The sequence below is a fragment of the Novosphingobium sp. UBA6272 genome, from assembly GCF_002440635.1.
Classification (GTDB): domain Bacteria; phylum Pseudomonadota; class Alphaproteobacteria; order Sphingomonadales; family Sphingomonadaceae; genus Novosphingobium.
In genome coordinates this window covers 59,161-82,815 of the sequence record NZ_DJUW01000014.1, presented here as the reverse complement: position 1 = coordinate 82,815, position 23,655 = coordinate 59,161, and the positions used below count along the sequence as shown (strand labels likewise).

Sequence of the window (23,655 nt, the reverse complement as noted above, 5' to 3'; positions counted from 1 at the left end):
GCGCTCGCGACGCGATGACAGTTGCGGTTCAGGATTGCGGCGCTAGGCAGAGCGCCATGAAGCCTCTTTTCCCAGTCGCAATTGCGGCCGCCGCTCTTGTTCTCCCGCTTGCTGCTCAGGCTGAGACAGCCGTGACGCCTATCGATCTCGATGCTCAGGCGCGCTGCGCCGCGTTGTTCGCGATTGTCGCAAATGAGCAGCGCCGCAATGCACCGGGATCGGAGAAGTTCCCGCCAATGGCCGAACAGGGCCGCGAATTCTTCGTTCAGACCGGCTTGCGGCTGATGAAGGAGCGCGCCTTGGGCGAGGATGCAATCAAGCCCTTTTTCATGGAGTTGGTCGGAAAGATCCAAAAGGAATATGCGGACTCTCCGGATGCCGGGACCCGTTTGGACCAGGAGATGGGCACTTGCATGGCCATGAAGAAGACGGTCGAGGCAGATGTTCCCAAGGAGTGAGCAGCCGGTCGCGGCATAATCGCTGCCGCGAGATTCTTGCTGCCGCTTGCAATGTACGTTCAGCCGCGTGAAAGCGGCCTGTCAGTATTGCGCGCCGGTCCCCGTTCTTCGGGCTCTGGAGGGTTGCTGTGATGTCCGTTTTGAAGGTTCTGCCGCTCGCGGCGCTGTCTGCACTCATGCTCGTTCCGGTCCCGGCCCAGGCCAAGGCCGATCATCCGCTTTCGCAAGAATTGGCCGATCCGCGCAAACAGCAGGCAATCGGTGACATGCTTGGTGCCCTAATCGGCGTCATGCTTGATATGCCGGCCGACCCATTGGCCCGCATGGCCGAAGCAGCGGGCGATCGCGGTGCCGCACGCAAGTTTCCGCGTGGAGCCACGCTTGGCGATCTGGCTGGACCGGAGGCTCGCCGGCTGCCACGCGAAGTGCGCCGCCGCGCTCCGGCGATGGTCGGTGCGATGGGTGAACTGACCGCCGTCCTGGAAGACATGGCGCCTGAATTCGAACGGATCGGCCGCGACTTTGAGCGGCGGATGCAAGAGGCCGATTGAGCCTGCCGGCCTGAAAATAACCAAACCACCCGCACCTGTCTCAAAACGGGCAGGGGCGGGTGGTTGCGGATTGCCAAATCCTTCGGTTTCTGCATCCTTGCCCAAACCAAGGGGAATCGGGTTGCATGGCGGTAATCGCCGTCTACAGCATGAAAGGCGGCGTCGGGAAGACCACCCTGGCGGTTGAACTCGCGCGCCGGTCAGCGCTCGTTTCCAATCGCCGCACCCTGCTGTGGGACCTTGATCCGCAGGGCGGCTCCGGTTTCCTGCTCGGCCAACCCGATCTTGCCAGAAACCGTGCGGTTTCGCTGTTCCAGCGTGATGGCAAGCCGCGCCAACTGGTGGAGCCGACCCGGCATCCCAAGCTTGATCTGTTGCCGGCCGATAGTTCGCTGCGCCAGCTTCCACTCCAGCTCGCGCGGATCGGCATGCGCACGCGGCTGGCGATGATGACCAAAGCGCTCAAACCCGACTACGAACGGATTGTACTTGATTGTCCGGCAGGGCTGGGCGAACTCTCGGATCAGGTGCTGGCCGCAGCCGATCTGGTGATCGTGCCGCTGCCCGCGTCGCCGCTGTCTTCGCGAGCGCTGGAAATGCTTCGCAAGGACCTGTTGCAACAGCATCATCGCCACCCGCCGATCCTGCCTGTGCTTTCAATGTACGATGCGCGGCGGCCTCTGCACCAGGATGTGCGGGCCGGGCTTGCCGCCAATTGGCCAGTGATCCCATTGTCGACCCACCTCGAGCAATTGTCAGTGCGTCATTCCCCGCTTGATGAGTTCGCTCCGAAGAGCCCGGCCGCGGTTGCCTTGCGGAGGCTCTGGGCTGGGATCGAGGCCAAACTGGGCTCACCCATCGCGAAGTTGAGCTGCGGCGGAGCCGAAGACGCCGTCGCCTTTTCGGTCGAGGCTTGAGACAGTTCGGGATAAATTGAGGCTGCCACTGGTCAGCCATTGGCTGCACCCCTACCGTTCAGCCATGTCCCGCAAGGCTCGGCACGCCATAATCGATATCGGTTCCAACTCGATCCGGCTGGTGGTGTTCGGCGGTGCGCGCCGGGCCCCGCAGATACTCTATGACGACAAGCTGATGGCCGGATTGGGCCGCGGAGTGACGGCGCGAGGCCTGCTCGATCGGCGCGCGATGGATCGGGCGATCGGCGAACTGGCTCGCTATGCCGCGCTTATCCGACTGATCGAACCCGATAGCCTTCAGGTTGTAGCAACTGCTGCGGTGCGTGATGCCGCCAATGGCTCGCAGTTTCTTGACAGGGTCAGGGCGCTGGGCCTGCCCGCGCGGTTGCTGTCTGGCGAAGAAGAGGCCCAGGCATCGGCGTGGGGCGTAATCGCCAGCCATCCCGGGGCAGTCGGACTGGTCGCCGATCTGGGCGGCGGCAGCCTCGAGCTTGCCCGCATCAAGGATGATATGGTTTACGAATGTGCCTCGTTTCGGCTCGGGATCATGCCGGTTGCGGCGATCCGGGCGACCGGGCGCGGGATCCTCCGCGGCGCGCTGAAGCGCGAGCTAGCCGCGCTTGACTGGTTGGAGCCGGCGAAAGGACAGACGCTGTTCCTGGTTGGCGGAGCCTGGCGCGCGCTGGATAAGGCCAGGGTGCACCTGTTTGGCGGCACGCCCGGAGAGGCGTTTCCGGTCGAGGACACCCGGCGCCTGAAGGCCACGATCCGCGATTTGACTGTGCAGCGGCTTGTCGCGATGCCCGGAATCAACACGGCGCGCGCGCCGCAACTGGGACATGCCACGGCCCTGTTGCATGCATTGGTAGCCGAAACACGGCCGGCAAGCGTTGCCGTATCGAGCGCCGGCTTGCGCGAAGGGTTGCTGTTCAAGGGGCAGCGCTGAGTTTTCCACCTCTATTCTCGCTCTGCCGGGTCGCCGATGGGTTGAAGCGCGAATCGCGCTCCGCCATTGGGGACTGTCATGTGGCAACTTTATCAATTCCCGCTCTGTCCGTTCAGCCGCAAGGTTCGCCTACTGCTGAGCGAGAAGGGCGTCGGCTATGACCTGTGGCGCGAAAATCCGTGGGAGGGGCGGGACGAGTTCCTGGCCTTGAACCCGGCTGGCCGCACTCCGGTACTGCACGATCCGGCCAAGGGCATCACTCTGGTCGATAGCCGGGCGATCTGCGAATATTTCGAGGAAACGGTCGACAAGAACCCGATGATCAACGGGACGGCGGCAAGCCGCGCGGAGATCCGCCGCCTGGTCGCCTTGTTCGACGAGAACTTCTTCGGCGACGTGACTGGGCCGATGTTGCACGAGCGGATGAAGAAGCGGCTGGTCTATCGGCTTTCGCCCGATAGCCGGGTGCTGCGCGAAGCGATGAAGCTGGCGCACGAGCATCTCTATTATATCGACCACCTGATCGATCACCGTCCCTGGCTGGCTGGAGCGTCGATGAGCCTGGCGGATCTGGCTGCGGCGGCGCAGATTTCGGTCGCGGACTATCTTGGCGCGCTGGATTGGACCGGGCATGAACAGGCCGCTGGCTGGTATTCGGTGTTTAAAAGCCGTCCCAGCTTCCGGCCTTTGCTGGCCGAACGGATGGAAGTGATCCAGCCGCCCAGCCACTATGCTGACGTAAACGCCTAAAACGCAATCAGGTCGCTCAGTACCTTGCCGAAGCTGGTAGTCAGGTCGGCCACCGGATCGCCCAGGCAACGCCGCTTGCGGACATAGACGCGCTCATCCCCCAGCGGAATGTGCTGGAAAGCATCCCACGGCTCGTCGCCGGTGTCGAAATCGACCAGCACCGGCAACGGCAGGCTGCGGGCGATTTCGAGTCCAAGGATTTCCGCACTCTGCTCGCGCCTGGTTATGGCGGCAAGATCGACGAAGTCGACCACCTCGGCCTCGCCGCCGGTCCAGCGAATCTGCCTGTCGCTGCTCGTAACACCGCCGCCGCTCTGCACCATGTCCTCGTCCGCCAGCAGCGTCCCTAGCTCAAGCCAGACCTGCACGGGATCGATCAGAAGCACTTCGCCGGTCTGATGATGCGGGGTGCCGTCACGGGTGACGAAGAAGCCGGGCCAGCTGGCCACTGTGAAGGCGTCCACCAGCCGCCGTGCCGGGGGCGACAGACTTGAAGCCAGGACGGGTTCCAGCACGTCGCCCCCGATCGTCGCATCGCCGCTGAGCAATAGCAGGGTCTGGCCCGGACTGCGCCCAACCAGGTGGATCGTCAGCAGGCCGGGAATCAGCCCGAAGCCGTGGATCGCAAGGTCATAGCGCTTCATGCTGACCCTGCTTTCACATGCTGTGAACGCTCGCAAGCGCTTTGGCGCAAAAGGTTAATTTCCAAGGGGATGACCGAATCGATTCGGTACCGATTCGCGTGGCAGGAATGCCACAAGCCCTTCATTTATCTTCGACGTTGACCATTTCCCGAAAGGCTGAGGGCCTTGTCGAGGCGAAATCGGGCAAATCTCAAGTTCTTGATTTTCAGCAGTCTGCCACGCCGGGAGTCGCAAATATCCAAGGCTTTGATGGTTAACAAAAACCCGCAAAAAGAATCTTCTTGGCATTACCCCCCCCTCGATCGGTCAACTTAGCTCCGCAACACCGGACGATCACAGTATTTCGCGATTTTCCGGTGTGTGCTTGCAGTCTTGCTAGGCCGTGATAGCCTGCCAGAATGGGGGAATTGGGCCGCGCCGTGCCGGATCTGGAAATCGTTCGCTCCGCTTTCGGCTGCGGAGACGCCTTGGCGCGGACGATTGCCGATCTGGCCCGCAGCAGCGCCCATCAGCGCGGCGCACAGCTTTGGCCGCTGGGTGACCGTGACGAGACCACCCTGCTAACCCAGGGTCAGGCCCAGGAAGTCGCCTATGGCCGCGAAGGGGCAATGCTGGTTCTGCTGCCGCTCGGCCCTGGGGACTTCTATGGCAATTTGGCCGGGGCGGGGGATGGCGATGCCCAGGTCGAAGCAAACAGCGACGGCGCGGGGGCTCATTTCGGCAGCGGCACCGTGGTCCGGCTGATGGAGAGCTATTCCTGTGTGGCAGTGGCTATTACTCGGCATTTGTCGCTGCGGTTGATTACAATGCGGCGGCGGATGGTTGAAGCTGCGATGCTTTCCGCAACCGGACGGGTCGCTGCCGAACTGCTGCGCCGAGCCGGCCGGGATCCTGACCGGGTAATCCGCCCGATGCCGGTCTTCGCCGAGCTGGCGATTACAGTCCAATCGACCCGTGAGACGGTTTCGCGGACGGTATCGCAATGGGAAAAGCGCGGGCTGGTCCTGCGGATCGAAGGCGGGCTGCAGATCGTTGCTCCGCACCGGCTGGAAGAATTGGTCTATTGAACCTTGCGCAGCAGGTGCGCCGATCCACCAAGTTCGGTTTCATCAGGCAGGTATAGCTCGGTCGCAAAAGTGCCGATCGACCGGGCGGCCAGTGACACGGCCAGGGGATCACTGACGAGCACGACCCCGGCGGGAGCCTGCAGCATCAGATTTCGGGCGGTTTGAGCTGCCAAGCCATAGGCTATCAGTGTGCCGGTGGCCGGATCGGGGAGCACAGTCGAAATCGCCAGATGCGCGCCGATCGCGGGTGGGGGCGTGCCGGCAATGCGGCAAGCATCGCCGATTGCGGTCAGCGCGGCCAGGCCGAGTTCGATATCTCCGCTGACCAGGTTCCATTGACCGACATCAGGCCGGACCGAACCCGGAGGCAGCAAGTCGAGTGCCTGCGCAACCGGCGCAACCATGGCCGCGATTTCTGGCGGCGAAGGCGGAGGATCGCTGGCCAGTTCATCGACTGCGATGGCCGCCACCAGCACCAGGCGCCGCGACGTTTGGTCCTGTTCTGGCGGAAACAGGGATTCAACCACCGCGTCGCGCGGGATCGTCAGACGCATCTGTTTGCCAAGGCTTTCGCGCCACAGGGCGGCCTGCCGCGCGGTGTTGCGTCCGCCGCCATCCTGATCGGTGACAATCAGTTGCGCTGCCTTTGCGCTCAGCCGCGCGGCGTTGAGCACGGTGCCGCCAATCGCCAGCTCGCCCGCATGCGCTGTGGCGAGCGGATCGTGGACCGTGGTGGAATAGGGGCAGGCCACCCGCAGGCTGGCGCAGCGCGGCAAGACCGCGCGAAACCGGGCGGCCCATTCGGCCCCGGCCGGGGCAACCGATTGCGCTTCGAACTCGGCGGCGGGGCAGGGCAAGACGGCGTGAACCTCGCAGCCTGCCGCCAGCAATCCTTCAGCAATGATCAGGTCGGCCCCGGCGGCGAGCGCCCCCCAGGCAAAGCCGGGGCGCAGTTCGGCCAGTCGGTCGGACAATTCCTTGGTCAGACGCGCCTCGGCAGGGCCGCCCGCAGCAATTCCCATATGCCCGGCAAAATGAAGACTGGTTGGCGGGGCATAGGAATCCAGCCAGGCCGCATCGGCGTGTTGTGCGACGGCGATCTCACGCATCTGACCGAGAGTCGCGGCGCGATCGTCCCAGCCATCGGGATCGCGCCGCACCGCTTCGGCCAGCGCCTGTTCGGCTGCATCGCGCTGGCCGAGCAGCAGCAAGGCCTCGGCCCTGGTTGCTGCGAGGAAATAGGGCGTGTCGGTTGGCTCCCCGGGGGCGTCGAGCAGGTTGAGCACAGCGCGGGCACTCTCAATCGCCTGATCGGGCTCACCGGCCAGCAGTTGCAGCGTCGCGGCGTTGATCGCCAGATAGGGAGCCGGGGCCAGCCGATGCGCGGCACCGTAAGCCGCAGCCGCCTGAGCCATCAGCGCCTGCCGCGCCTGGCCCGCTACCAGCCGCGCCCTGGCCTTGAGCAGGCGCCCCTTGACCGCCAGCGCGACCGGATCGTCAAGGCGGGCAGCATGGCCACCCGCCTCGAACAGCTCCCACCCACGCTCCACCGCTCCGGCGCGGGCCAGTGCGGTGATGGCGGGGAGGGTGGGGGTCATAGAGTCGATTTGGCTATGCTAGTGGCTGTGACGGGCTGACGGACTCTCTGGGGAGTCTGCCTCGCCCGCCGTGTGTTGCGAAGTGTGCCGCAATTCAGCCCGCATTCGGATCAGTCGTGAATCGCAGCCGTAGCAATTTGGATGAATTCCGCCGTGGGTGAATGCGGCTTCGACGCTGGCAATGGTTGGTCCCACCGCAGAACCTTCGTAAACGGATTTTGCGCTTGCAGGTGCCACACCGAGCATTGCGAGAGCTGTGCAAGCAACGGTGATTGAATTTCGCTTCATGATTACATCCATAATTTCAAATAGGCTGCAATCGCGATGACGGTTGGCAGGTTAACCAAAATCGAACTCCTGCGTTGTGCCTAACATGTCCCGTTGCGGCATAGCGGTCATTTGGAGGTATGCACAATTGGAACTCGAGCACCTTTTCTGCATTTTCGGCCTCCAACAGGCGGCGGGTTTTTTATGTCTGGATCGATCGCTAGCGGGTACGCGTCACCTAGCCGCTGCTTGGCGAGGACGTAGAAAGTGAAGGGATGCCTTTCATCTTCACCCGCGTTGCATTGCGGCACCCCGGTTGGAGTGACATGCAGCTCAATCTCCATCAAGGGATCGGAATTGTGATCGTATTTCAAATGATAGAATCGTGCCGAGTCTTGCTTCTTTAAGCCGACAATCCCTGCGGCCTTGTCAAATTGCCACTTGGTGCCAGATTTAAGCCTGATCTTGATGATCGAACGCTGTGTAACAGCAACATATCGTTCGCCCTGATAGTAATGGATGAAGTTGCCAACAATGTCCCTCATCCCAAAATTTAAAACTCCCCCAGAGAGGCTGACAGAGATCTCGATTTCACCTCTCGCTATCCCGCTCCCCTGAAGTTCGCTTCCGCTAGGAGGGTAGTTTGGTTGCGAGGTTACAGATCCATTTACACTGCTCATCTGACTAACTCCCTTTTTGCAATACGAATCTCGATTTCATCAATTTGCTTTTCCCAAACCCGCCAATATCGGTTGGCAGGGTCTTTGCCACGAAGTCTGTCGGCTGCGGCTCTCGATTCACCGGCCGCGAGTCCGGCAGCCTTCCATTGACCTTGCTTGGCAAGATCATCCGCAAGGCTGAGCTCCGCAAGCATGCGCGCCTCCCAGGGTCTGGTATCCTCGGGAAATGAGTTCTGGAGTGCTGCAACGATTGAAATCTGCCTCTTTCGTAGAGCGAGCGCCCTTTCCGGCTGGTCATTAGAGAACAATGCTTCTGCTTCCCACGAGAGCCGATTTGCAAAGTCAAGCGCTGAAAAAAGGTCGGGCTTTCTCTTGTAAAGCGCTTCCATGGCCGCACGTGCCGAACCGCAAAATTTTAACGCCTTTCCGGAATCACCGTGATCTTCAAGTATAAGCGAGCAAAGAGTCCCATCGGCGTATGCAAGCTCTTTTTGCCACTTGTCATTGTCAGGCTGCAGATCAACCAGCATTCTAACAAGACCACGGTAATTATTGAAGTGTTTGTATGTTTCTGGATAATTGGCCTGTTGTGCATTCACCCGATTTAGGTAATGACCATATCCAAGAAAAAATTCGCTTTGAGAATGCGCGAAAATTGCATCCAGGTTTTGAGGCTGTCTTGCGAATATTGCATTTGTCATTTGCCATGCTTGCCGGGATTTTTTCAATCCTTGCTCTATCCGGCTGCCCAATTCGTTGGGGCGTCCGGTGTTGGAATAGTCATCTTCGGCCATTGCATGTAGCAATCTCGCGCGCCGAATTATTTCTTCGGAACCTAGCGAGCGATAGCCGAAATCGCTTTGATACCGCTCCATCACACGCTGGTTCACCGCATCCATCACATCGAGCCGGCCCACGCCCTTCAGCTTGTCCCTCAAATCGGTCAGCATGAACTCCACCAGCCCTTCCGCCTCAGCCCTCTGGCGCTCAGCCTCTGCGCGGGCGCGCAGGGCCAGGACCAGCAGTCCGGCGAGTATTAGGCTAAGGAATACTGCGCCCGCCGTGACGGCCATCACGCGGCGCTGGCGGGCCTGGGCATCGCGCTGCACCAGACGGTCGAGTGGCTGATCGCTTAGCCCCGCGACGATCTTGAGCAGCCCGAGTCGCTTGCCATCCTGGCCTTTGCGAAAATCGGCGGCGAGCGGCTCGAGCGCTGTTCCTTGGTGCTGCAGCAGGGCGTCGGGAAAGGCTTCGTCCGGCTCACCTTCGATCAGGGCGGCGAGGACCGGGCGATCAGGGTGCAGCTGACGGAACAGCGCGATCTCCTGACCGACCCAGCGGCTGGCCTTTGCCGCGGGGCTGGCGATCACCAGCAAAGCCGCCGATTCGGTCAAGGCATCGCGGACCTGGGCGGAAAGATCGGGCCCTGCTGCCAATTCCGCCCGATCGATAAAGAGCGGAACCAGGCGGGTCCCGTCAGGCAGGCGGCTGGCCTCAAGCTTGCGGTGAATCCATGTGGCCAGCCGGTCATCGCGGTGGCAATAGCTCACGAACGCCCGGTAACGGGGCGCCGCAGCGGCGACCGGCTCCTGTTCCATATGGCACCCCACCTGTTGGGCAGAGAATGTCTTATTTTCCAAAGCTTGGCAACGGTCAGATCGGCGCAAATCCAAGGCTGAGTGCGGGCTTTGTCCCGCCGGGGGACTGTGGCGCTTGGGTTACGCTTGCCCCTTGATCTAACCAATCGATTAAAACGGGTTGTCAAGCAGGCCAGACGGTGTTCTATTCGGATGCGCAACCGCCCGGGTAAGGGACGGGCACAATGAGGAGAGTGGGCTAATGAGGGGTAAGTTGACCCTGCTTGCCGGCGTCTGCGCCGGGGCAATCGCGTTTCCGGCCTATGCACAGGATGCGGCAGCGGCAGAAGAAGAAAGCGGTACCGAAATCATCGTTACCGCACAGCGCAACAACCAGCGCCTGCAGGACGTTCCGATCGCGGTCAGCGCCTTCAACACCGAAGCGCTCGAAAAGCAGCAGATCAAGAACACGTCTGACCTTCAGCTGTCCCTGCCCAACGTGACGTTCACCAAGACGAACTTCACCGGCTCCAGCTTCACCATCCGCGGGATCGGTGACCTGTGCGTGGGCGTGACCTGCGACCAGGCCACCGCCATCCACATGAACGACGCGCCGCTGTTCGCCACTCGCCTGTTCGAAGGCGAGTTCTATGATCTGGCGCAGATCGAAGTTCTGCGCGGACCGCAGGGCACTCTGTTCGGCCGCAACGCGACTTCGGGCGTTATCAACATCCGTTCGGCCCGTCCCAACCTGACCGGCGTTTCCGCCAATGCCGAGCTGGAATACGGCAACTACAACCACGTCAAGGCCAAGGGCATGGTTAACCTGCCGCTCGGTGACATTGCAGCCGTGCGCGTGGCGGGATTCTATCTTAATCGCGACGGTTATACCAAGAACATCTTCGACAATTCACAGATTGACGATCGCGATATGTGGGGCATGCGCGGCTCGATCCGGCTTGAGCCGGGTTCGGGCACGACGGTCGACCTCGTCGTCCAGTACTTCCACGAAAAGGATAGTCGCCTGCGCATCCAGAAGCAGATGTGCCAACGCGACCCGACCGGTGTGCTGGGTTGCCTGAACGGAAAAAATCAGTTCCAGGTGACCAATGCGAACACGACATTGGCTTCGGTGCTCACTTCGCGTGAATTTTTTGCCATGCAGGGCATCCCGACCGCCTTCGCGCTGGGCAGCCTCTATGGCGCCGACGTCTATTCGTGGCCTGGCGCGGCCAATCCCGCCGATTCCAGAACGGTCAATACCGACTACCCCCCCTATTATTTAGCAGAAGAATGGATCGTTCAGGGAGCGATCGAACAGGATCTTGGTGGCGGGTTGAGCCTCAGGGTCCAGGGAAATTGGCAGGATACCTCGGTCGATGCGGGGCAGGACTATAACCTGTCGGTGCAGAATCGGGCAAATTATCTGCCTGGCCTGACTGCGCTCAACACGGCAGGCACCACCGGTATTCCTGGACTGCCCGTTTCCTATTTTGCGCCTGTCCGGAACGCTCTGATCCCCAATGGACCGGGCAACGTCATTTGCACGTCCTTGTCCGAGGAAACGAATACCGGGGCATATGGCGGGCACCGCATCTGTTCGATGACCCCCCAGGATTTCGACCGGTCGAATGCCTATCAAAGTAGCTGGACGGCTGAGGCCATCATTTCTTCCAAGTGGGATGGCCCTTTCAATTTCCTGCTGGGCGGCATTTACGGCAAGGCCCACTTGGAAGAAAGCAGCTACTACGTAAATGCCTTCGGTCTTGACTATGCCGCCGGCATACTCGGTGCCTTCAATGCGTTGGGTCGGGCTCCGCTTGCCGGAATTGGCGCGACACCGCCACCGCCCGGCTTCCTGGGTTCGCCGTTCTACCGTAATCACAGTGATGATTTCCGGCTCGAATCTTACGGCTTGTTCGGTGAGCTGAACTATAAACTCACCGATACGCTTAAAATCACGGCGGGGCTGCGTTACAATCATGACAAGAAGGCGTTCTCCGCGCGAAACACATTTGCTAATTCGCTTGTGCCATTTGGTTCGACGGACATGTTTAATTCGCCGTATATCTACGGCTTTGCAGTCACTGGGGCGCCAACATCTTCTTATCTGCAGCCTTTTGACGCAGATAGTTCGACGAACTGCACCATTACCGGTACGACAGCATCGGGCACTTTGACCGCTGCCAACTCCACCGGTTGCGAGCTGTTTGCCTCAAGCAATGTGACTTTCAACGAGATGACTGGCAGGTTCGTCGTCGACTGGAATGTCACGCCCGATAACCTTCTCTACTTCAGCTATTCCCGGGGTTATAAATCCGGCGGGATCAACCCGCCCATTCCTTCGATATTCAACGTTCCTTCGACGTTTTCTCCGGAATTCGTCAATGCCTTCGAAATTGGTTCGAAGAACAGCTTTGCCAACGGCAAGATTATCCTGAACGTCACTGCGTTCTACTATGATTACAAGGATCTGCAGCTCTCGCGCATCGTTGCCCGTACCTCGGTCAACGACAACGTGGGCGCCGAGATCTACGGCCTGGAAGCCGAAGCCATCCTGCGTCCGGCCGATGGCCTGACGCTGAACTTCGGGGCCAGCTACCTGCACACCGAAGTTTCGCAGGACAAGCTGCTTTCCAATCCGCGTGACTTTGGCGCGGGCCGGGCCGATGCGGTGATCATCAAGGACATCACCAATTCTTCAAACTGTGCCGTGGCATCCAACACCGGCAACGTTGCGGGGGTCAACGCCTTCGTCAACGGGGTGAACAACCTGATCAACGCGGGTGTGGTGACCGGCAATGCCGGGGCCGGCCTTCAGCCGACCACTGCCTTCCCGTCGGGTTCGGGGATCAACTCGACCGGTGCCTTCAGCGTTTGCGCAGCTCTGGCGGCGGGTGCGGCCGGTGCCTTCATCCCGGCGGGTCTCGACCCGGCGGCGCTCGGCGGCGTGACGGTCTACACCTCGGGTATTCCGACCAATATCAAGGGCAACAAGCTGCCCGGCGCACCGGACTACAAGTTCTCCGCCGGCATCCAGTACGAAGTGCCCGTTGGTGACCTGACCGTGACCCCGCGTGCGGACTTCATCTACACCGGCAAGTCCTATGGCAACATCTTCAACGGCGCGATCAACGAGATCCCGAGCTACACCCAGGTGAACGCTCAGCTCCAGATCGACGGGCCGGACAAGAAGTGGTTTGCCCGCGTGTGGGTGCAGAACCTGTTCGACAAGGACTCGATCACCGGTCTTTACGTGACCGACCAGTCCTCGGGTAACTACACCAACATCTTCACCCTCGAGCCGCGCCGTTACGGCCTGACCGCGGGTATCAAGTTCTAAGTTCAAAGCACTCCTGGGAGGGATGCTTAATCTGGGGTCCCGGACAATGTCCGGGACCCTTTTTTTCTGGGAGGGTCAGATGGACCGATCGATCCCGCGCCGTACAGCGTTGGGGCTGATCTCGGCAGCGCCGCTTGCTGCTGGTGTGCCCACAGTCCGGCCCTATTCCGAAATGACGGTTTTCGAAGCCCGGCGGTTCGTGACGATGGAGCCAGCCCGACCGGCCTGCCGCTTTGTCGCCGTGGCAGACGGCGTGATCCTGGCGCTCGGCGACAGTCTGGTCGAACTTGAGCCGTGGACCAACGGCCGCAAGGTCACAGTCGACCGCCGCTTTGCCGGCAAGGTTCTGCTGCCCGGCCTGCTCGATCCGCACCTGCATCCGATCCAGGCCGCGATCATGCTCAACGTGCCGTTCATCGCCCCGGACGACTGGAAGTTGCCCAGCGGCACCTCACCCGGCGCGCTGACCCCGGCGGCCTATCGCGCCCGGCTGGCCCAGGCGCTCGCAAAATCGAGCGACAACCCGTTCATCACCTGGGGCTATCACGAACTGTTCCACGGCCCGCTCAGCCGAGCCGATCTCGATGCCATGGCACCGGGTCGCAAGGTGTTGGTGTGGCAGCGCAGTTTTCACGATATCATCGTCTCGACCGCGATGTTGCAGGACTGGGGGATAACCGGCGCCGACGATTTCGCCGCCTTGCTCAAGACGGCACGGGCCGATCCCTCGCATGGCGACTATGCCCGCGGACTGTTTACTGAAACCGGCCTGCTCGCGGCCCTGGCCAAACTGCGCCCGGTGCTCATGGGACCAGGCAAGGTCCAGCGCGGAATCGGCATGCTGCAAGCCATGATGCGGCAAAGCGGGGTGACCACTGCATCCGACATGGGAACCGGGATCTTCGCGGATTTTGGCACCGAAGCCGGGCTGATCCGGGCCGGTTTCGAAGGCCCGGGCATCCCTGCGCGGATGATGCTGATGCCGCTCGCGTCGCAGCTTGATGCTGTGCCCGATCTCGACGCCTGGCTGGGCAACGCTACAAGCACTTTTGCCGGCACTCATGTCCGGCTCGACCGGCGGGTGAAGTTGCTCGCCGACGGCGCCTTCTTCGCGCTCAATATGCGGATGAATGCGCCGGGCTATATCGACGGCCACGAAGGGCGCTGGATCACAGAACCTGCGCCGCTGCACCGACAGATGCTGCGCTATTGGGAGGCGGGCTTCTCATTCCATATCCACGTCAACGGCGATGAAGGACTTGATGTGGTGCTGAGCGGGCTGGCGGCGCTGTCGCGGCGCGCAGGCCAGACTGTCACGCTGGAGCACCTTGGCTATTCGACCGAGGCACAGAACCGCCGGATCGCGGCGATGGGCCTGATGGTTTCAGCCCAGCCGAATTGCATCCGCGTGCTTGGAGATGCCTATGGCCGCGAAGGCCTGGGGCCGGGCCGAGCCGAAGCAATCAACCGGCTCGGCTCGCTCGAGCGCAAGGGTGTGCCGCTGGGCCTGCACAGCGATTTCAACATGGCTCCGGTCGATCCGCTCTATCTGGCCTGGATAGCCGCCAACCGGATCACCGTGGAAGGCAAGGTCAAGGCCCCGGATGAGCGCCTCAGCCTCGACAAGGCCTTGCGCGCGATCACGATCGAGGCCGCGCAGGTGATCGGGATGGATGCAATTGTCGGCTCGCTGGCTCCGGGCAAACGCGCCGACTTCGCGGTGCTTGATCGCGATCCTTACGCGGCCGGCGCGGCGGGCCTAAAAGACATTAAAGTCGAAGGCGTGGTGTTCGAAGGGCGGTACACCCCAGCCTGAATCCAAAAAAAAAGCGCCCCGGTCGGGAACGGTGGCCGGGGCGCAGTTGGGATCGGGACGATTGGTAGGGTAAGACTTTCCTTCCAGGTTCGTGCGACCGTTGCCGGGCGCAGGTCCAGATCTAGGGATGCCAGCCTAAGGTGGGGTGTGGTCAGTCCTAAGCACTTTACCGGATCAGGCGACCAGCGAGGCTTCGATCGCAATCCGGATCGCCTCGCTGGTATGGTGGGCGCCCATCTTGGTCAGCATATTGGCGCGGTGGATCTCGACCGTGCGCGGACTGATCTGAAGCCGCTCGCCGATCAGCCGGTTGGATAGCCCACCGGCCACGCCCTCCAGCACCTCGCGCTCGCGCCGGGTCAGTTTCTGGACACGGCTGCGGGCCCGGGCCTCGCGCAGGCGCAGGCTGCCGATGCTGGCGGCAGCGCTTTCGGCCAGTTCGATCGCGGTGATGATCCGGGCGGTGTCGCAGGGCCATTCGAGGTAATCGAGTGCACCGGCCAGCACGGCGCGGACCACTTTTCCGGTATCGGGTCCTTCCGAGAAAGCGATCAGCGGCAGCCATTCTCCGTGGTCGGTCATATGCGCGATCAGATCCTCGACAGCGCAGTCCTCGTCAGCGACCAGGACCGCCCCGCCGCGCGGCCAGCGCATGGTTAGTTCGAATATGTCTTCAAACGGTTCTACATGGATTGCGCCGCCAGCCAGGGCATGGCTGATCGCGGCGCGGCGGCGAAAGTTGCTGTCGATCAGGGCAAGGCTGCGGCGTCTTTCCATCGGGGTCCCCCTAGTGATTTCCGCCTAGGGAATTAGGCCGATGTTATGCCGCCCGCGCGCCGACTTGCGTCCAGATTCGAAACATTGGTTAGGGGTTTCCCCGCATCCAGCGGGCAATGTTTGGTCAAGCTGCGGCGCGGACGACATATCCATTTTGGAGGCTATCCCGCGTCGACAGCATTGGCGCGGAAGGCGTCTGCGATGTCGCAGACATCGCTGCGCAGCGCAGCGAGCGCGGTGGCATCAAATTGCAGCACGGAATCGAGTACGGTTCTGCGCGCGCCTTCAAACAGCGCAGCCAGGGCCCCGGCAACCGGTCGATCGTGATCGAGTCCCATCTGCAAGGCCGTCAAGGCGGATAGTGCCCGCGTCAGGCTGGCGCTCTTCGCAGCATTGTCGCCGCGGGCATCGGCATGAATCGCGGTGCCCAGCGCGCTGGCCAGCTGCTCATAGCAGACCAGCACCAGCTGCACCGGATCGGCCCCGGCGACGCGGGCGTCGAAATCTACCTTGCGGTAGGCTTCCTGGGGGGAGCGGAGCAGGTGCATGTCAGTTGGCCTTCGCGTTCCAGGCGTCGATCTGGTTCTGCAGGAACGACAGGGTGGATTTGGAGCGGGTGACCCGCCCTTCGGTGCCGGAGAACTGGACAGCGAGCCGCGCGCGCAGCTTTTCCTGGGCTTCGGCCAGCTTGCCGGCCTCCTCGGTCAGGGCCTTCTTCTGCGCATTGAGCCGGGTGAGCGATCCAGCGAGCGTCCCCGGGTCGGTTGCGGAAGTCAGCCGGCGGCTGAGCTTGTCGAAGCTGGCATAGACCCCGAACAGCCCTGTGGTGAACATCGCCGCCACGCCTTCTGGCGCGGCCTTCTGGGTGGCAGTCAGCCGCGCCGTATCGAGCCGGAAAGTGCCATCACGGTTGGTGGCCAGGCCGAGGTCGGCCAGCGTCGCCGGTTCGCCGCCTGCCGCCCCCGGCATGACCACCGTGCCAGCCAGCTGCGACAAGGCCCGCCGCATCGCCCGCGCGCCGTCGTCGCGGGCCAGATCGCCCGAGAGCGGATCGGTCTGGGTGTTAAGCTCGCCCGCCAGTTCGTTGAGCGCCGAAACCAGGTCCGCCATGAAGGTCGAGACCGCAGCGCCGGGGTCGGAGAAACGGATCGTGGTCGGCGCGCCGGGGTTGGTCCCGGCCAGGATCAGGTTGAGGCCGGGGACGAGATCGGCAACCGTGTTGGAGGCGCGAGTCATCGCCAGGCCGTCCAGTTTGAACGCGGCGTCCACTGCTGTCGCGGTCAGCTGGGCCGGGGCGCTCGCGGGGTTCCAGGCCAGCGCGGCCAGGCCTTCTTCGCCCAGCGTCTCGCTGGCCGTGATCGTAAAGCCGTTCGCCGCGCCTTCCTTGCCCTTCAGCATCAGGTGCGCGCCGCTGGTGCCGCTGGCGACATAGGCGTTGAGGCCGATGCCGGCCGCGTTGATCGCCGCTGCGACATCGGCCAGGCTCGCGCCGCTGGGCACGGTGACAGTGGCCGGAGACTGGCCAGGATCCGCAGCGAAGCTCGAACCGGAAACGGTGCCGAAGGTGAAGGTGAGGGTGCCCGAGCCGGTCGGCGCGGCGGCCGAGGCAAAGGCGGGGCTGGACAGGACCTGGCTGGCGGCCAGCCGGGTCACCTCAAGTGAATAGGAGCCGCGCCCGCTCAGCGTCCCGCGCGAAACCGTGGCGACCGATGCATTGCCGATCAGCGGCTGGCTGGACAGATCGCCCGAGCGAACCCGGTCGCCGATCGAGGACGACAGTTGCAGCAGCGAGCTCTTGAGCGTCGAGGCCGCTGAAATCTGCCGTTCAACCGTTTCGGCCCGCACGGTGTTGCGGTCGATGCGGGGGGCGAAGCTGGCTGCGGCCAGGTTCTGCGCCAGCCCGGCGAAGTCGATCCCGCTGCCCGCACCCAGCGTGGCGATGATCGAAGAGGTTGCAGAGGTGGTGGTGCTGCCCGGCATGGTCGGTAGAACGACCCGCTTGCCGCGCGATTAAGGGCTTTCCTCGGGGCGGCCCTCGGCGTCGAAGCGCAGGGCCAGCGGCACCTCGATCGGCGGCAGCAGCCGCGCTTCGCCGCGCCGCAGCGAAAAGACATAGGCCAACACGGCGGCGACTGCGGCGTAGAGCTCCTCGCGGATCATCTGGTTCTCGCGAGTGGTGAAATAGACCGAGCGGGCGAGGGCAGGGACTTCCAGCAGCGGCACCCCCAGTTCGCGGGCCAGATCGCGCATCGCCAGCGCCTTGTCGCCGCGTCCCTTGGCCAGCACGATTGGCGCGCCGGCCTTGCCCGGATCATAGCCCATCGCCACCGAGAAATGAGTCGGGTTGGTCAGCACGAATTGCGCCTCGCGCATCGCCTTGGCCACTGCGCCGCTGGCATATTGCCGCTGGCGGTGGCGCTGGGCAGCCTTGCGCTCGGGCGAGCCTTCGGCCTCCTTGTGCTCGTCGCGCATTTCCTGCTGGCTCATCCGCAGACGCAGGAACCGGCGCAGCCACTGGATCGGCCAGTCGATCAGCGCGATCACCACCAGCCCAGCGGCGAGCGCGAACAACAGCGCGGTCAGCGCGTCCCAGCTTTGGCGCAGCGCTCCGCCGAGCGAGGCCGCTCGGCCCAGGCCGAGCAGGTCGGCCAGACTGCCCTTGGCCCAGGCGTAGCAGATCGCGCCGAGCAGCGTGACCTTGAGGATGCCCTTGCCCACCTCGATCCAGCCCTGCGCGCCGAACATCCGCTTGAGCCCGGCCAGCGGATCGAGCCGCGAAGCCTTGGGCAGGGCATTGCCGCCGACCCAGCGGCCATCGGCCGAGCCAAGCTGGCTGGCGCTGACGGCGAGCATCACCGCAAGGGCCAGAGTCAGCAGCGGCGGGAATACGCCCAGCAGCAAGTCGATCATCGCCGCGCCTGGATTGAAGTCTTCCAGTGCGGCGCGGTCCCAGGCGAGGCCGCTGCGCAAGGCCCCGGTCATGCGCTCATAGAGCCAAGGCCCGGCGAATTTCAGCCAGGCCGCGCCGATCAGCACGGCGATGGCGGTCGCGGCCTCGCGGCTGCGCAGTACATCGCCTTTTTGCGCGGCCTCGCGGCGGCGCTTTTCGGTTGGGGCGAGGGTCTTTTCCTCGCTCATCGCAGTAACACGGCCCCGGCCTGCTGGACTGCTTCCTCGCTCAAGGTAGCGAACTGATCGGCATAGAGCGGCGCGACCGCGATCAGCGCAGCAAGGCCTGCGAGAATGCCCGCCGGCAAGCCCAGCGCGAACAGGTTGAGCGCCGGGGCCGAGCGGCTCAGCACACCGCTGGCGATCTGGACCAGCAGCAGCACCAGCGTGACGGGCAGGGCAATGGCGACCGCAGCGACGAACATTTCTCCGGCGAAGCCTACGATCCGTTCAAGCTGCTCCGGCCCCAGCCAGGCATTGCCGGGCGGAAACACGGTGTAGCTCTCCACCACCAGCCGCAGCCAGGTGAGGTGCGCGCCGAGGCCGAGGAAGATCAGCGTCAGCATTACGGTGAAGTATTGGCCGAGGATCGGCGAGTGGGTGCCGTTCACCGGATCGGCGCTCGAGGCGATGCTCATCCCCATTGCCCCGCCGATCTGCTCGGCGGCCAGCACCGGCGCGGCGAACGACAATTGCAGCACGAAGCCGAGCGCGAGACCGACCAGCACTTCGGCAAACACCGCCATCAGCCCGGCCAGCGAGAACAGCGCGGGTGGCACGCTCACCGGCACCCAGGCCGAGACCAGCACCGCGATCGCCCCGGTGATCGCCACCCGCAATTGCACCGGCACGGCGGCGGCAGAAAAGAACGGCGCGGCCAGCAGCGCGGCCCCGATCCGGGTCATCAGGAAGACCAGTTTCCACAGCTCGGCCTCGACCGCGCCGAACCCGAAATCGAGCGCGATCACCGCCCCAGGCTCGCGATCTGGGCGAAGATTTCCTGCATGAACTCGCCGACCAGCGCGAACATCGAGGCGCCCAGCACGACCAGCACCAGCGCGATCACGCCCAGTTTGGGGACAAAGGTCAGGGTCTGCTCGTTGACCGAAGTCGCCGCCTGGATGATCCCGACGATCAGGCCGACCGCCAGGCTGGCCAGCAGCACCGGCGCGGCAACCAGCGCGGTAACCCACAGCATCCGGTCGACCAGCGAGAGCAGGGCGGCGGTTTCATCCATGGCGCTACCCGAAGCTCGCCACCAGACTGCCCATCAGCAGCGCCCAGCCATCGACCAGCACGAACAGCAGCAGCTTGAAGGGCAGACTGACGATCGTCGGGCTCATCATCATCATCCCCAGGCTCATCAGCACTGAGGCGACCACCAGATCGATCACCAGAAACGGCAGGAACAGCATGAACCCGATCTGGAAGGCGGTCTTGAGCTCGCTGGTGACGAAGGCTGGCAGCAGAATCGAGAACGGGATGTCTTCCGACCGCGCAAATTTCGGAGCCTTGGCCATTTCGGCGAACATCTTCAGGTCGTGCTTGCGGGTCTGGCGGACCATGAAGGCGTGGAATTCCTTGCCACCTGCGGCAATCGCCTGTTCAGCGTTGATGGTCCCGGCGGAGTAGGGCGCGATCGCCTGAGCGTTCACCTTTTCCAGCGTCGGGGCCATGATGAACAGCGAGAGGAACAGGCTGAGCCCGATCAGCACCTGATTGGGAGGGCTTTGTTGCAGCCCCAGCGCCTGACGCAGGATCGAAAGCACCACCAGGATCCGGGTGAAGCTGGTCATCATCAGCAGCAGACCGGGGAGCAGCGTCAGCAGCCCCATCATGATCAGCAGCTGAAGCGACAGGGTCATGCCCTGTCCGCCGGTCCCACCGGTCGCCCCGAAGGCGCGGTCCAGCGCGCCGGGGATTGCGGTCTGCGCGCTCGCCAAGGTGGGGAGCAGCACGGCGGGCAGGGCGAGGAGCCAGCGATTCATGGCCGCACCTCCCGCGCCGGAGCCTCGGCCAGCCGGGTCAGCCCCTGGCGCGATGCCGAGACAAGTATCTCCCGCCCGTGAAACTCGATCACCGCCAGCTTGAGCGTGGGCGAAAGCATCGTCGTCTCGATGATCCGCACCGCCTTGCTGCCACCCTGCGCGCCGCCGATCCGGGCCTGCATCTTCTGCGCCAGCTTGAGGCTGCCCCAGGCGAGGCTAGCGATCAGTGGCAGCAGCACGATCAGCTTGAGAATGTAGAACAGCATCAGGCCGCTCCTTCTGCCGGGGCGGTGGTGCCGGCCATTTCGACGATCCGCAGGCCAAAGCGATTGCCCTGCGCGATGATCTCACCCCGCGCGATCAGCTTGCCGTTGACCATCACGTCGAGCAGTTCGTCGGTCAGACGGTCGAGCATGACCACGCTGTCTTCGCCCAATGCGAGCACGTCTTTCAGCTTCATGTCGGTGCGGCCGAGTTCGACCGATAGGCGGACGTCAACTTCCCTAAGGAGGTCGAAGCCGCGGGTATGGATGGTCATCGCTGGGGGTCCCTTCAGGCGATCTGGGTGAGTTTGACCGCGACGCGGTCGTCATTGGAGCCGATCGTGCCGCGTGCCAGCACCGCGCCGCCGATCGCGATCGGCACAGCCCGCGCCACAGCGACCGGCAGCACCATGCCGGGTTCGAGCGCGACGAGTGCGGAAAGCGGCACTCGCATGTCGACCAGGGTGGCGGTCAGCGGCAGCGGCATCTCGGCAAAGGGTGCGGCGGCGGGATCGGCCGAGCCGGTGCGGCGCGGTGCGGCGCGCTCCAGCCCGCCGGTGCCGAGCAGCCGGGGCAGATGTTCCAGCGGCAGCGCCGCAAGCAGGTTCCAGGGCTTTCGCCCGGCCTCGCCGATTGTCAGCCGCAGCACGGCCAGGCGGGCCTGGGCTGGAAACGCAGCGAGATCGCCGATCCGGCAATCCCGGCGCAGCACGCCAAGATCGGGCAGGCCAAGCTGTTCGGCCAGCACCGCGGCAACCGCATCCTCGATCCGCGCGATCAGCATTTCGGCCGAAAGCGGAAACCGGTCCGGCAATGGTCCCGACAGCTCGCCGCGGCCGCCAAATGCACGGTCGACCAGCCGCAGTGCCCCGGCACCGTCGATCGAGGTCAGCAGGCTCAGGCCCCCGGTATCGCTGGCAAGCAGACTGTTTGCAGCCAGCGGACCGATCGCTTCGATCAGGTCGGCCAGGTCTGACTGCTCGGGCTGCCCGGCTTCGATCTCGAGCGTCTCGGCCCCAACCAGCGGGGCGAGCGCCGGAGCCAGCGCGCGGGCAATCCGCTCACCACTGCGCGCCAGCGCGGGCAGCAGCTCGGCCGGCGGGGGACCGCCGCGCAGCAGTTCGGCGCAATGCTGCGCCGCCGCGCGTTCGGCGACGAAGGAATGCTGCGTGTTCACTGGACGAGGAAACTCTTGAAATAGACCTTGTCGACCCCGCCGAACCCTTCGGTATCGGTCAGCACCTGGTTGATGGCATCGGTCAGGCGCTTGGCCAGCCGCTGCTTGCCCTCCGGAGTCAGAACCTCTTCCTCGGGCGTGTCGGCCAGCACCACCAGCACCGCGCTGCGGATCGCCAGCTCATGCTTCTTGAGCCACATCAGCACCCGGCCGTCGCGGCGAGTCGAGCAGGCCAGGCTGATCTGGACCAGCGCGGTCGAGTTCCTGAGGTTGGAGGTGAAGTCGTCGGTAAAGTTGTAGTAGCTGGTCTTGTACTCGCTGCCGCCTTCGCCCTCGACTTCGGCCGGACCTTCGCCCTCTTTGCCCTCGGCTTTGACTGCATAGGGATCCTCGTCACCCTTCTTGAGCAGCTTGGGCAGATCCTTTTCCTTGGGCTTTTCCTCGCCGTGTTCGCCCAGCATCCCGGCTTTGACCGCCATGAAGGTGCCGCCGCCACCGGCTCCGACCAGCACCAGACCAAGCACCAGCTTGACCATCAGCCCCTTGCCCTTCTTCTTCCTGGGCTCGCCATCGCCCTCGGCCTTGTCATGCATGTTTCAATTCCCCTTCGATTGCGCTGCTTCAGGCGAAGATGCCGCTGCGTTGCGCGGCCGAGCGGCCCGCTCCGCGCCGCTCGGCCTGGCCCTGCGGCTGGTGTTGCTGTCCGTGATGCTGTTCGCGCCGCTCGGACGATTGGCCGCGCGACTGGGTGAAGCCGCCTTGCTGAGACGGGGCACCTTCACCGCGTTGCTGCAGGGCTGAACCTGCCTGTTCGCTCGCCGAAGTCGGAAGGACCGGGGCGGGCTGGGCCGCGGCGGCTCGGGCAAAATCGGGATCGGCGCTGGTCATGGCGACCGACAGCCCGGCATCCTCCGGCCGGAAATGCAGCCGGACCGGGCCGAATTCCTGATGCGCGACGGTGATCGATACCGCTTGCGGGGCCATGGCCTCGCGCGCGGCGGAAAGGCGATCGATCAGCGCGGCGAAATCGTGCTGACGGACCTGGGTGACGGGCGCGGAGGAGATTGTCTGCGCGGCAGCGGCGGGCTGGAGCGAGCCTGGGCCGGTCAATGACGGGCTGGAAGAACTGTCTGTCTCGATTGCAGCGCCGATCCTCGTCTCTTCGCGCTGCGCGAGCAGTGTCGCCGCGCGGGGCAGCGAGACCGCCAATCGAATTTCCTCGGCGGGTAGGGGGGCGGGCACGACAGGTTGCTCGGCCGGTTTGGTCACTGCCAAAACGCGCATCACCGGAATGACAATGCTCGGCGCCGCCGGGATCTGGGCTCGCCGCCGTTCAAGCTGTTCGTGTGCCCGCGTGCTGGCCTGTTCGGGCAGATCGGGCAAGGTCCGCTGGATCGGACCCTGACCCTTGAAGGCCGCTTCTGGCGGAGTATCGTCCTTGGGTTTCACAGCGATGTCGTCGGCGACCGGGAGCACCTCGGCCGGTTTGACGGCCAGCACATCGGCAACAGGTGGAACTTCGGCCGACTTGACCGGAATGACCTCGGCGATGGGAACCACGTCAGCAGGCTTGGCCGGTATGCCATCGGCAATGGGCACAACCTCGGCCGGCTTGACGGCGATCGGATCGGACACCGGAACGGGATCACCATCCTTGACCGGCAAGACTTCGCTTACAGGGACAGGATCGCCCTTCGCCCGCTTCGTCACGGGGTGCGGATGGTCGGGGACGGGTTTGGCCGTACGGGGCTTCGATTGGGGGAGCACTTCTGCAACCGGGAGCGGTTCGTCAGCGGGATCTGCCGCTTCGGCAACCGGCAACCCGGGCGGCAAGATCTTGCCGTCCGTTGCCGGACTGTTCGGCAAAGACGAGGGCGAAATTGCCGC

Annotated in this window: 24 protein-coding genes; 8 read left to right on the top strand and 16 right to left on the bottom strand. The window is 63.5% G+C overall.

The window, feature by feature from the left end:
• The first annotated feature begins 14 nt into the window (after positions 1 to 14).
• The 5 genes from B2V17_RS06725 to B2V17_RS06705 all read left to right on the top strand — a co-directional run bounded on the left by B2V17_RS06725 (position 15) and on the right by B2V17_RS06705 (position 3,622).
• Positions 15 to 458 carry a hypothetical protein gene (locus tag B2V17_RS06725; RefSeq protein ID WP_292996450.1) on the top strand — a complete coding sequence of 148 codons (444 nt, stop codon included), beginning with the start codon at positions 15 to 17 and terminating at the stop codon, positions 456 to 458.
• A 131-nt stretch (positions 459 to 589) separates the two neighbouring features.
• On the top strand, positions 590 to 1,009 hold the full coding sequence (locus tag B2V17_RS06720; RefSeq protein WP_292996448.1) for a hypothetical protein: 420 nt from the start codon (positions 590 to 592) through the stop codon (positions 1,007 to 1,009).
• 125 nt (positions 1,010 to 1,134) lie between these two features.
• Positions 1,135 to 1,926: a ParA family protein gene (locus B2V17_RS06715; protein WP_292996446.1), complete on the top strand. Its 792-nt coding sequence runs from the start codon at positions 1,135 to 1,137 to the stop codon at positions 1,924 to 1,926.
• Between the two features lie 64 nt (positions 1,927 to 1,990).
• The gene (locus tag B2V17_RS06710) at positions 1,991 to 2,872 is read left to right on the top strand and encodes a hypothetical protein (RefSeq protein WP_292996445.1); all 882 of its coding nucleotides are present in this window, start codon (positions 1,991 to 1,993) and stop codon (positions 2,870 to 2,872) included.
• 78 nt (positions 2,873 to 2,950) lie between these two features.
• Complete coding sequence (locus B2V17_RS06705) at positions 2,951 to 3,622, top strand: glutathione S-transferase family protein (RefSeq protein ID WP_292996443.1); 672 nt, start codon at positions 2,951 to 2,953, stop codon at positions 3,620 to 3,622.
• Here the strand turns inward: B2V17_RS06705 and B2V17_RS06700 are convergent.
• Positions 3,619 to 4,266, bottom strand: coding sequence for a hypothetical protein (locus B2V17_RS06700; protein WP_292996441.1), 648 nt, complete (start codon positions 4,264 to 4,266; stop codon positions 3,619 to 3,621). The two genes, B2V17_RS06705 and B2V17_RS06700, sit on opposite strands and share 4 nt — an antisense overlap.
• A gap of 407 nt (positions 4,267 to 4,673) precedes the next feature.
• On the opposite strand from B2V17_RS06700, the gene B2V17_RS06695 reads away from it, so the two are divergent.
• Complete coding sequence (locus tag B2V17_RS06695; RefSeq protein ID WP_292996440.1) at positions 4,674 to 5,333, top strand: Crp/Fnr family transcriptional regulator; 660 nt, start codon at positions 4,674 to 4,676, stop codon at positions 5,331 to 5,333.
• Here B2V17_RS06695 and B2V17_RS06690 read toward each other — a convergent pair.
• The 3 genes from B2V17_RS06690 to B2V17_RS06680 form a co-directional block, all read right to left on the bottom strand.
• Positions 5,327 to 6,931, bottom strand: coding sequence for a tetratricopeptide repeat-containing protein (locus B2V17_RS06690; protein WP_292996438.1), 1,605 nt, complete (start codon positions 6,929 to 6,931; stop codon positions 5,327 to 5,329). The two genes, B2V17_RS06695 and B2V17_RS06690, sit on opposite strands and share 7 nt — an antisense overlap.
• A gap of 395 nt (positions 6,932 to 7,326) precedes the next feature.
• Positions 7,327 to 7,878 (bottom strand): nucleotide synthetase, encoded by a 552-nt coding sequence (locus tag B2V17_RS06685; protein WP_292996436.1) that lies wholly within the window; start codon positions 7,876 to 7,878, stop codon positions 7,327 to 7,329.
• Positions 7,875 to 9,476, bottom strand: coding sequence for a toll/interleukin-1 receptor domain-containing protein (locus B2V17_RS06680; RefSeq protein WP_292996435.1), 1,602 nt, complete (start codon positions 9,474 to 9,476; stop codon positions 7,875 to 7,877). The genes B2V17_RS06685 and B2V17_RS06680 overlap by 4 nt, the downstream gene beginning before the upstream one ends.
• A gap of 241 nt (positions 9,477 to 9,717) precedes the next feature.
• Between B2V17_RS06680 and B2V17_RS06675 the strand changes: the two genes are divergently transcribed.
• Both B2V17_RS06675 and B2V17_RS06670 read left to right on the top strand, forming a co-directional pair.
• Positions 9,718 to 12,798, top strand: coding sequence for a TonB-dependent receptor (locus B2V17_RS06675; RefSeq protein ID WP_292996433.1), 3,081 nt, complete (start codon positions 9,718 to 9,720; stop codon positions 12,796 to 12,798).
• Positions 12,799 to 12,877: 79 nt separating this feature from the next.
• The gene (locus B2V17_RS06670; protein WP_292996431.1) at positions 12,878 to 14,614 is read left to right on the top strand and encodes an amidohydrolase; all 1,737 of its coding nucleotides are present in this window, start codon (positions 12,878 to 12,880) and stop codon (positions 14,612 to 14,614) included.
• A 174-nt stretch (positions 14,615 to 14,788) separates the two neighbouring features.
• Here B2V17_RS06670 and B2V17_RS06665 read toward each other — a convergent pair whose 3' ends face one another.
• The 12 genes from B2V17_RS06665 to B2V17_RS06610 all read right to left on the bottom strand — a co-directional run bounded on the left by B2V17_RS06665 (position 14,789) and on the right by B2V17_RS06610 (position 23,478).
• Positions 14,789 to 15,391 carry a response regulator transcription factor gene (locus B2V17_RS06665; RefSeq protein ID WP_292996429.1) on the bottom strand — a complete coding sequence of 201 codons (603 nt, stop codon included), beginning with the start codon at positions 15,389 to 15,391 and terminating at the stop codon, positions 14,789 to 14,791.
• Between the two features lie 161 nt (positions 15,392 to 15,552).
• Complete coding sequence (fliS, locus tag B2V17_RS06660; protein ID WP_292996428.1) at positions 15,553 to 15,939, bottom strand: flagellar export chaperone FliS; 387 nt, start codon at positions 15,937 to 15,939, stop codon at positions 15,553 to 15,555.
• Between the two features lies 1 nt (position 15,940).
• Positions 15,941 to 17,371, bottom strand: coding sequence for a flagellar filament capping protein FliD (gene fliD, locus B2V17_RS06655; protein ID WP_292996426.1), 1,431 nt, complete (start codon positions 17,369 to 17,371; stop codon positions 15,941 to 15,943).
• Between the two features lie 30 nt (positions 17,372 to 17,401).
• Positions 17,402 to 18,529 carry an EscU/YscU/HrcU family type III secretion system export apparatus switch protein gene (locus B2V17_RS06650; protein WP_292996425.1) on the bottom strand — a complete coding sequence of 376 codons (1,128 nt, stop codon included), beginning with the start codon at positions 18,527 to 18,529 and terminating at the stop codon, positions 17,402 to 17,404.
• Complete coding sequence (fliR, locus tag B2V17_RS06645) at positions 18,526 to 19,308, bottom strand: flagellar biosynthetic protein FliR (protein ID WP_292996423.1); 783 nt, start codon at positions 19,306 to 19,308, stop codon at positions 18,526 to 18,528. Before fliR ends, B2V17_RS06650 begins: the two co-directional genes overlap by 4 nt.
• Positions 19,305 to 19,577 (bottom strand): flagellar biosynthetic protein FliQ, encoded by a 273-nt coding sequence (locus B2V17_RS06640; RefSeq protein ID WP_292996422.1) that lies wholly within the window; start codon positions 19,575 to 19,577, stop codon positions 19,305 to 19,307. The genes fliR and B2V17_RS06640 overlap by 4 nt, the downstream gene beginning before the upstream one ends.
• 4 nt (positions 19,578 to 19,581) lie before the next feature.
• Positions 19,582 to 20,328, bottom strand: a complete 747-nt coding sequence (gene fliP / locus B2V17_RS06635) for a flagellar type III secretion system pore protein FliP (protein WP_292996420.1) — start codon at positions 20,326 to 20,328, stop codon at positions 19,582 to 19,584.
• Complete coding sequence (locus B2V17_RS06630) at positions 20,325 to 20,594, bottom strand: flagellar biosynthetic protein FliO (protein ID WP_292996418.1); 270 nt, start codon at positions 20,592 to 20,594, stop codon at positions 20,325 to 20,327. The genes fliP and B2V17_RS06630 overlap by 4 nt, the downstream gene beginning before the upstream one ends.
• On the bottom strand, positions 20,594 to 20,866 hold the full coding sequence (fliN, locus tag B2V17_RS06625; protein ID WP_292996417.1) for a flagellar motor switch protein FliN: 273 nt from the start codon (positions 20,864 to 20,866) through the stop codon (positions 20,594 to 20,596). The genes B2V17_RS06630 and fliN overlap by 1 nt, the downstream gene beginning before the upstream one ends.
• A 14-nt stretch (positions 20,867 to 20,880) precedes the next feature.
• Positions 20,881 to 21,768 (bottom strand): FliM/FliN family flagellar motor switch protein, encoded by an 888-nt coding sequence (locus tag B2V17_RS06620; protein WP_292996415.1) that lies wholly within the window; start codon positions 21,766 to 21,768, stop codon positions 20,881 to 20,883.
• Positions 21,765 to 22,361 carry a flagellar basal body-associated FliL family protein gene (locus B2V17_RS06615; RefSeq protein WP_292996414.1) on the bottom strand — a complete coding sequence of 199 codons (597 nt, stop codon included), beginning with the start codon at positions 22,359 to 22,361 and terminating at the stop codon, positions 21,765 to 21,767. Before B2V17_RS06615 ends, B2V17_RS06620 begins: the two co-directional genes overlap by 4 nt.
• Before the next feature lie 28 nt (positions 22,362 to 22,389).
• Entirely contained in the window at positions 22,390 to 23,478 is a 1,089-nt protein-coding gene (locus tag B2V17_RS06610; RefSeq protein WP_292996412.1) for a hypothetical protein, read from the bottom strand.
• Positions 23,479 to 23,655 lie beyond the last annotated feature (177 nt).

Excerpts from the sequence above, each read along its gene's own strand:
- B2V17_RS06675 (WP_292996433.1), top strand. The coding sequence starts at position 9,718 with ATGAGGGGTAAGTTGACCCTGCTTGCCGGCGTCTGCGCCGGGGCAATC.
- B2V17_RS06640 (WP_292996422.1), bottom strand. The coding sequence starts at position 19,577 with ATGGATGAAACCGCCGCCCTGCTCTCGCTGGTCGACCGGATGCTGTGG.
- B2V17_RS06665 (WP_292996429.1), bottom strand. The coding sequence starts at position 15,391 with ATGGAAAGACGCCGCAGCCTTGCCCTGATCGACAGCAACTTTCGCCGC.
- B2V17_RS06715 (WP_292996446.1), top strand. The coding sequence starts at position 1,135 with ATGGCGGTAATCGCCGTCTACAGCATGAAAGGCGGCGTCGGGAAGACC.
- B2V17_RS06630 (WP_292996418.1), bottom strand. The coding sequence starts at position 20,594 with ATGCTGTTCTACATTCTCAAGCTGATCGTGCTGCTGCCACTGATCGCT.
- B2V17_RS06670 (WP_292996431.1), top strand. The coding sequence starts at position 12,878 with ATGGACCGATCGATCCCGCGCCGTACAGCGTTGGGGCTGATCTCGGCA.
- B2V17_RS06705 (WP_292996443.1), top strand. The coding sequence starts at position 2,951 with ATGTGGCAACTTTATCAATTCCCGCTCTGTCCGTTCAGCCGCAAGGTT.
- B2V17_RS06685 (WP_292996436.1), bottom strand. The coding sequence starts at position 7,878 with ATGAGCAGTGTAAATGGATCTGTAACCTCGCAACCAAACTACCCTCCT.
- B2V17_RS06690 (WP_292996438.1), bottom strand. The coding sequence starts at position 6,931 with ATGACCCCCACCCTCCCCGCCATCACCGCACTGGCCCGCGCCGGAGCG.
- fliP (WP_292996420.1), bottom strand. The coding sequence starts at position 20,328 with ATGAATCGCTGGCTCCTCGCCCTGCCCGCCGTGCTGCTCCCCACCTTG.
- B2V17_RS06680 (WP_292996435.1), bottom strand. The coding sequence starts at position 9,476 with ATGGAACAGGAGCCGGTCGCCGCTGCGGCGCCCCGTTACCGGGCGTTC.
- fliN (WP_292996417.1), bottom strand. The coding sequence starts at position 20,866 with ATGACCATCCATACCCGCGGCTTCGACCTCCTTAGGGAAGTTGACGTC.
- B2V17_RS06720 (WP_292996448.1), top strand. The coding sequence starts at position 590 with ATGTCCGTTTTGAAGGTTCTGCCGCTCGCGGCGCTGTCTGCACTCATG.
- B2V17_RS06725 (WP_292996450.1), top strand. The coding sequence starts at position 15 with ATGACAGTTGCGGTTCAGGATTGCGGCGCTAGGCAGAGCGCCATGAAG.
- B2V17_RS06650 (WP_292996425.1), bottom strand. The coding sequence starts at position 18,529 with ATGAGCGAGGAAAAGACCCTCGCCCCAACCGAAAAGCGCCGCCGCGAG.
- fliD (WP_292996426.1), bottom strand. The coding sequence starts at position 17,371 with ATGCCGGGCAGCACCACCACCTCTGCAACCTCTTCGATCATCGCCACG.
- B2V17_RS06710 (WP_292996445.1), top strand. The coding sequence starts at position 1,991 with ATGTCCCGCAAGGCTCGGCACGCCATAATCGATATCGGTTCCAACTCG.
- B2V17_RS06700 (WP_292996441.1), bottom strand. The coding sequence starts at position 4,266 with ATGAAGCGCTATGACCTTGCGATCCACGGCTTCGGGCTGATTCCCGGC.
- B2V17_RS06615 (WP_292996414.1), bottom strand. The coding sequence starts at position 22,361 with ATGCATGACAAGGCCGAGGGCGATGGCGAGCCCAGGAAGAAGAAGGGC.
- fliS (WP_292996428.1), bottom strand. The coding sequence starts at position 15,939 with ATGCACCTGCTCCGCTCCCCCCAGGAAGCCTACCGCAAGGTAGATTTC.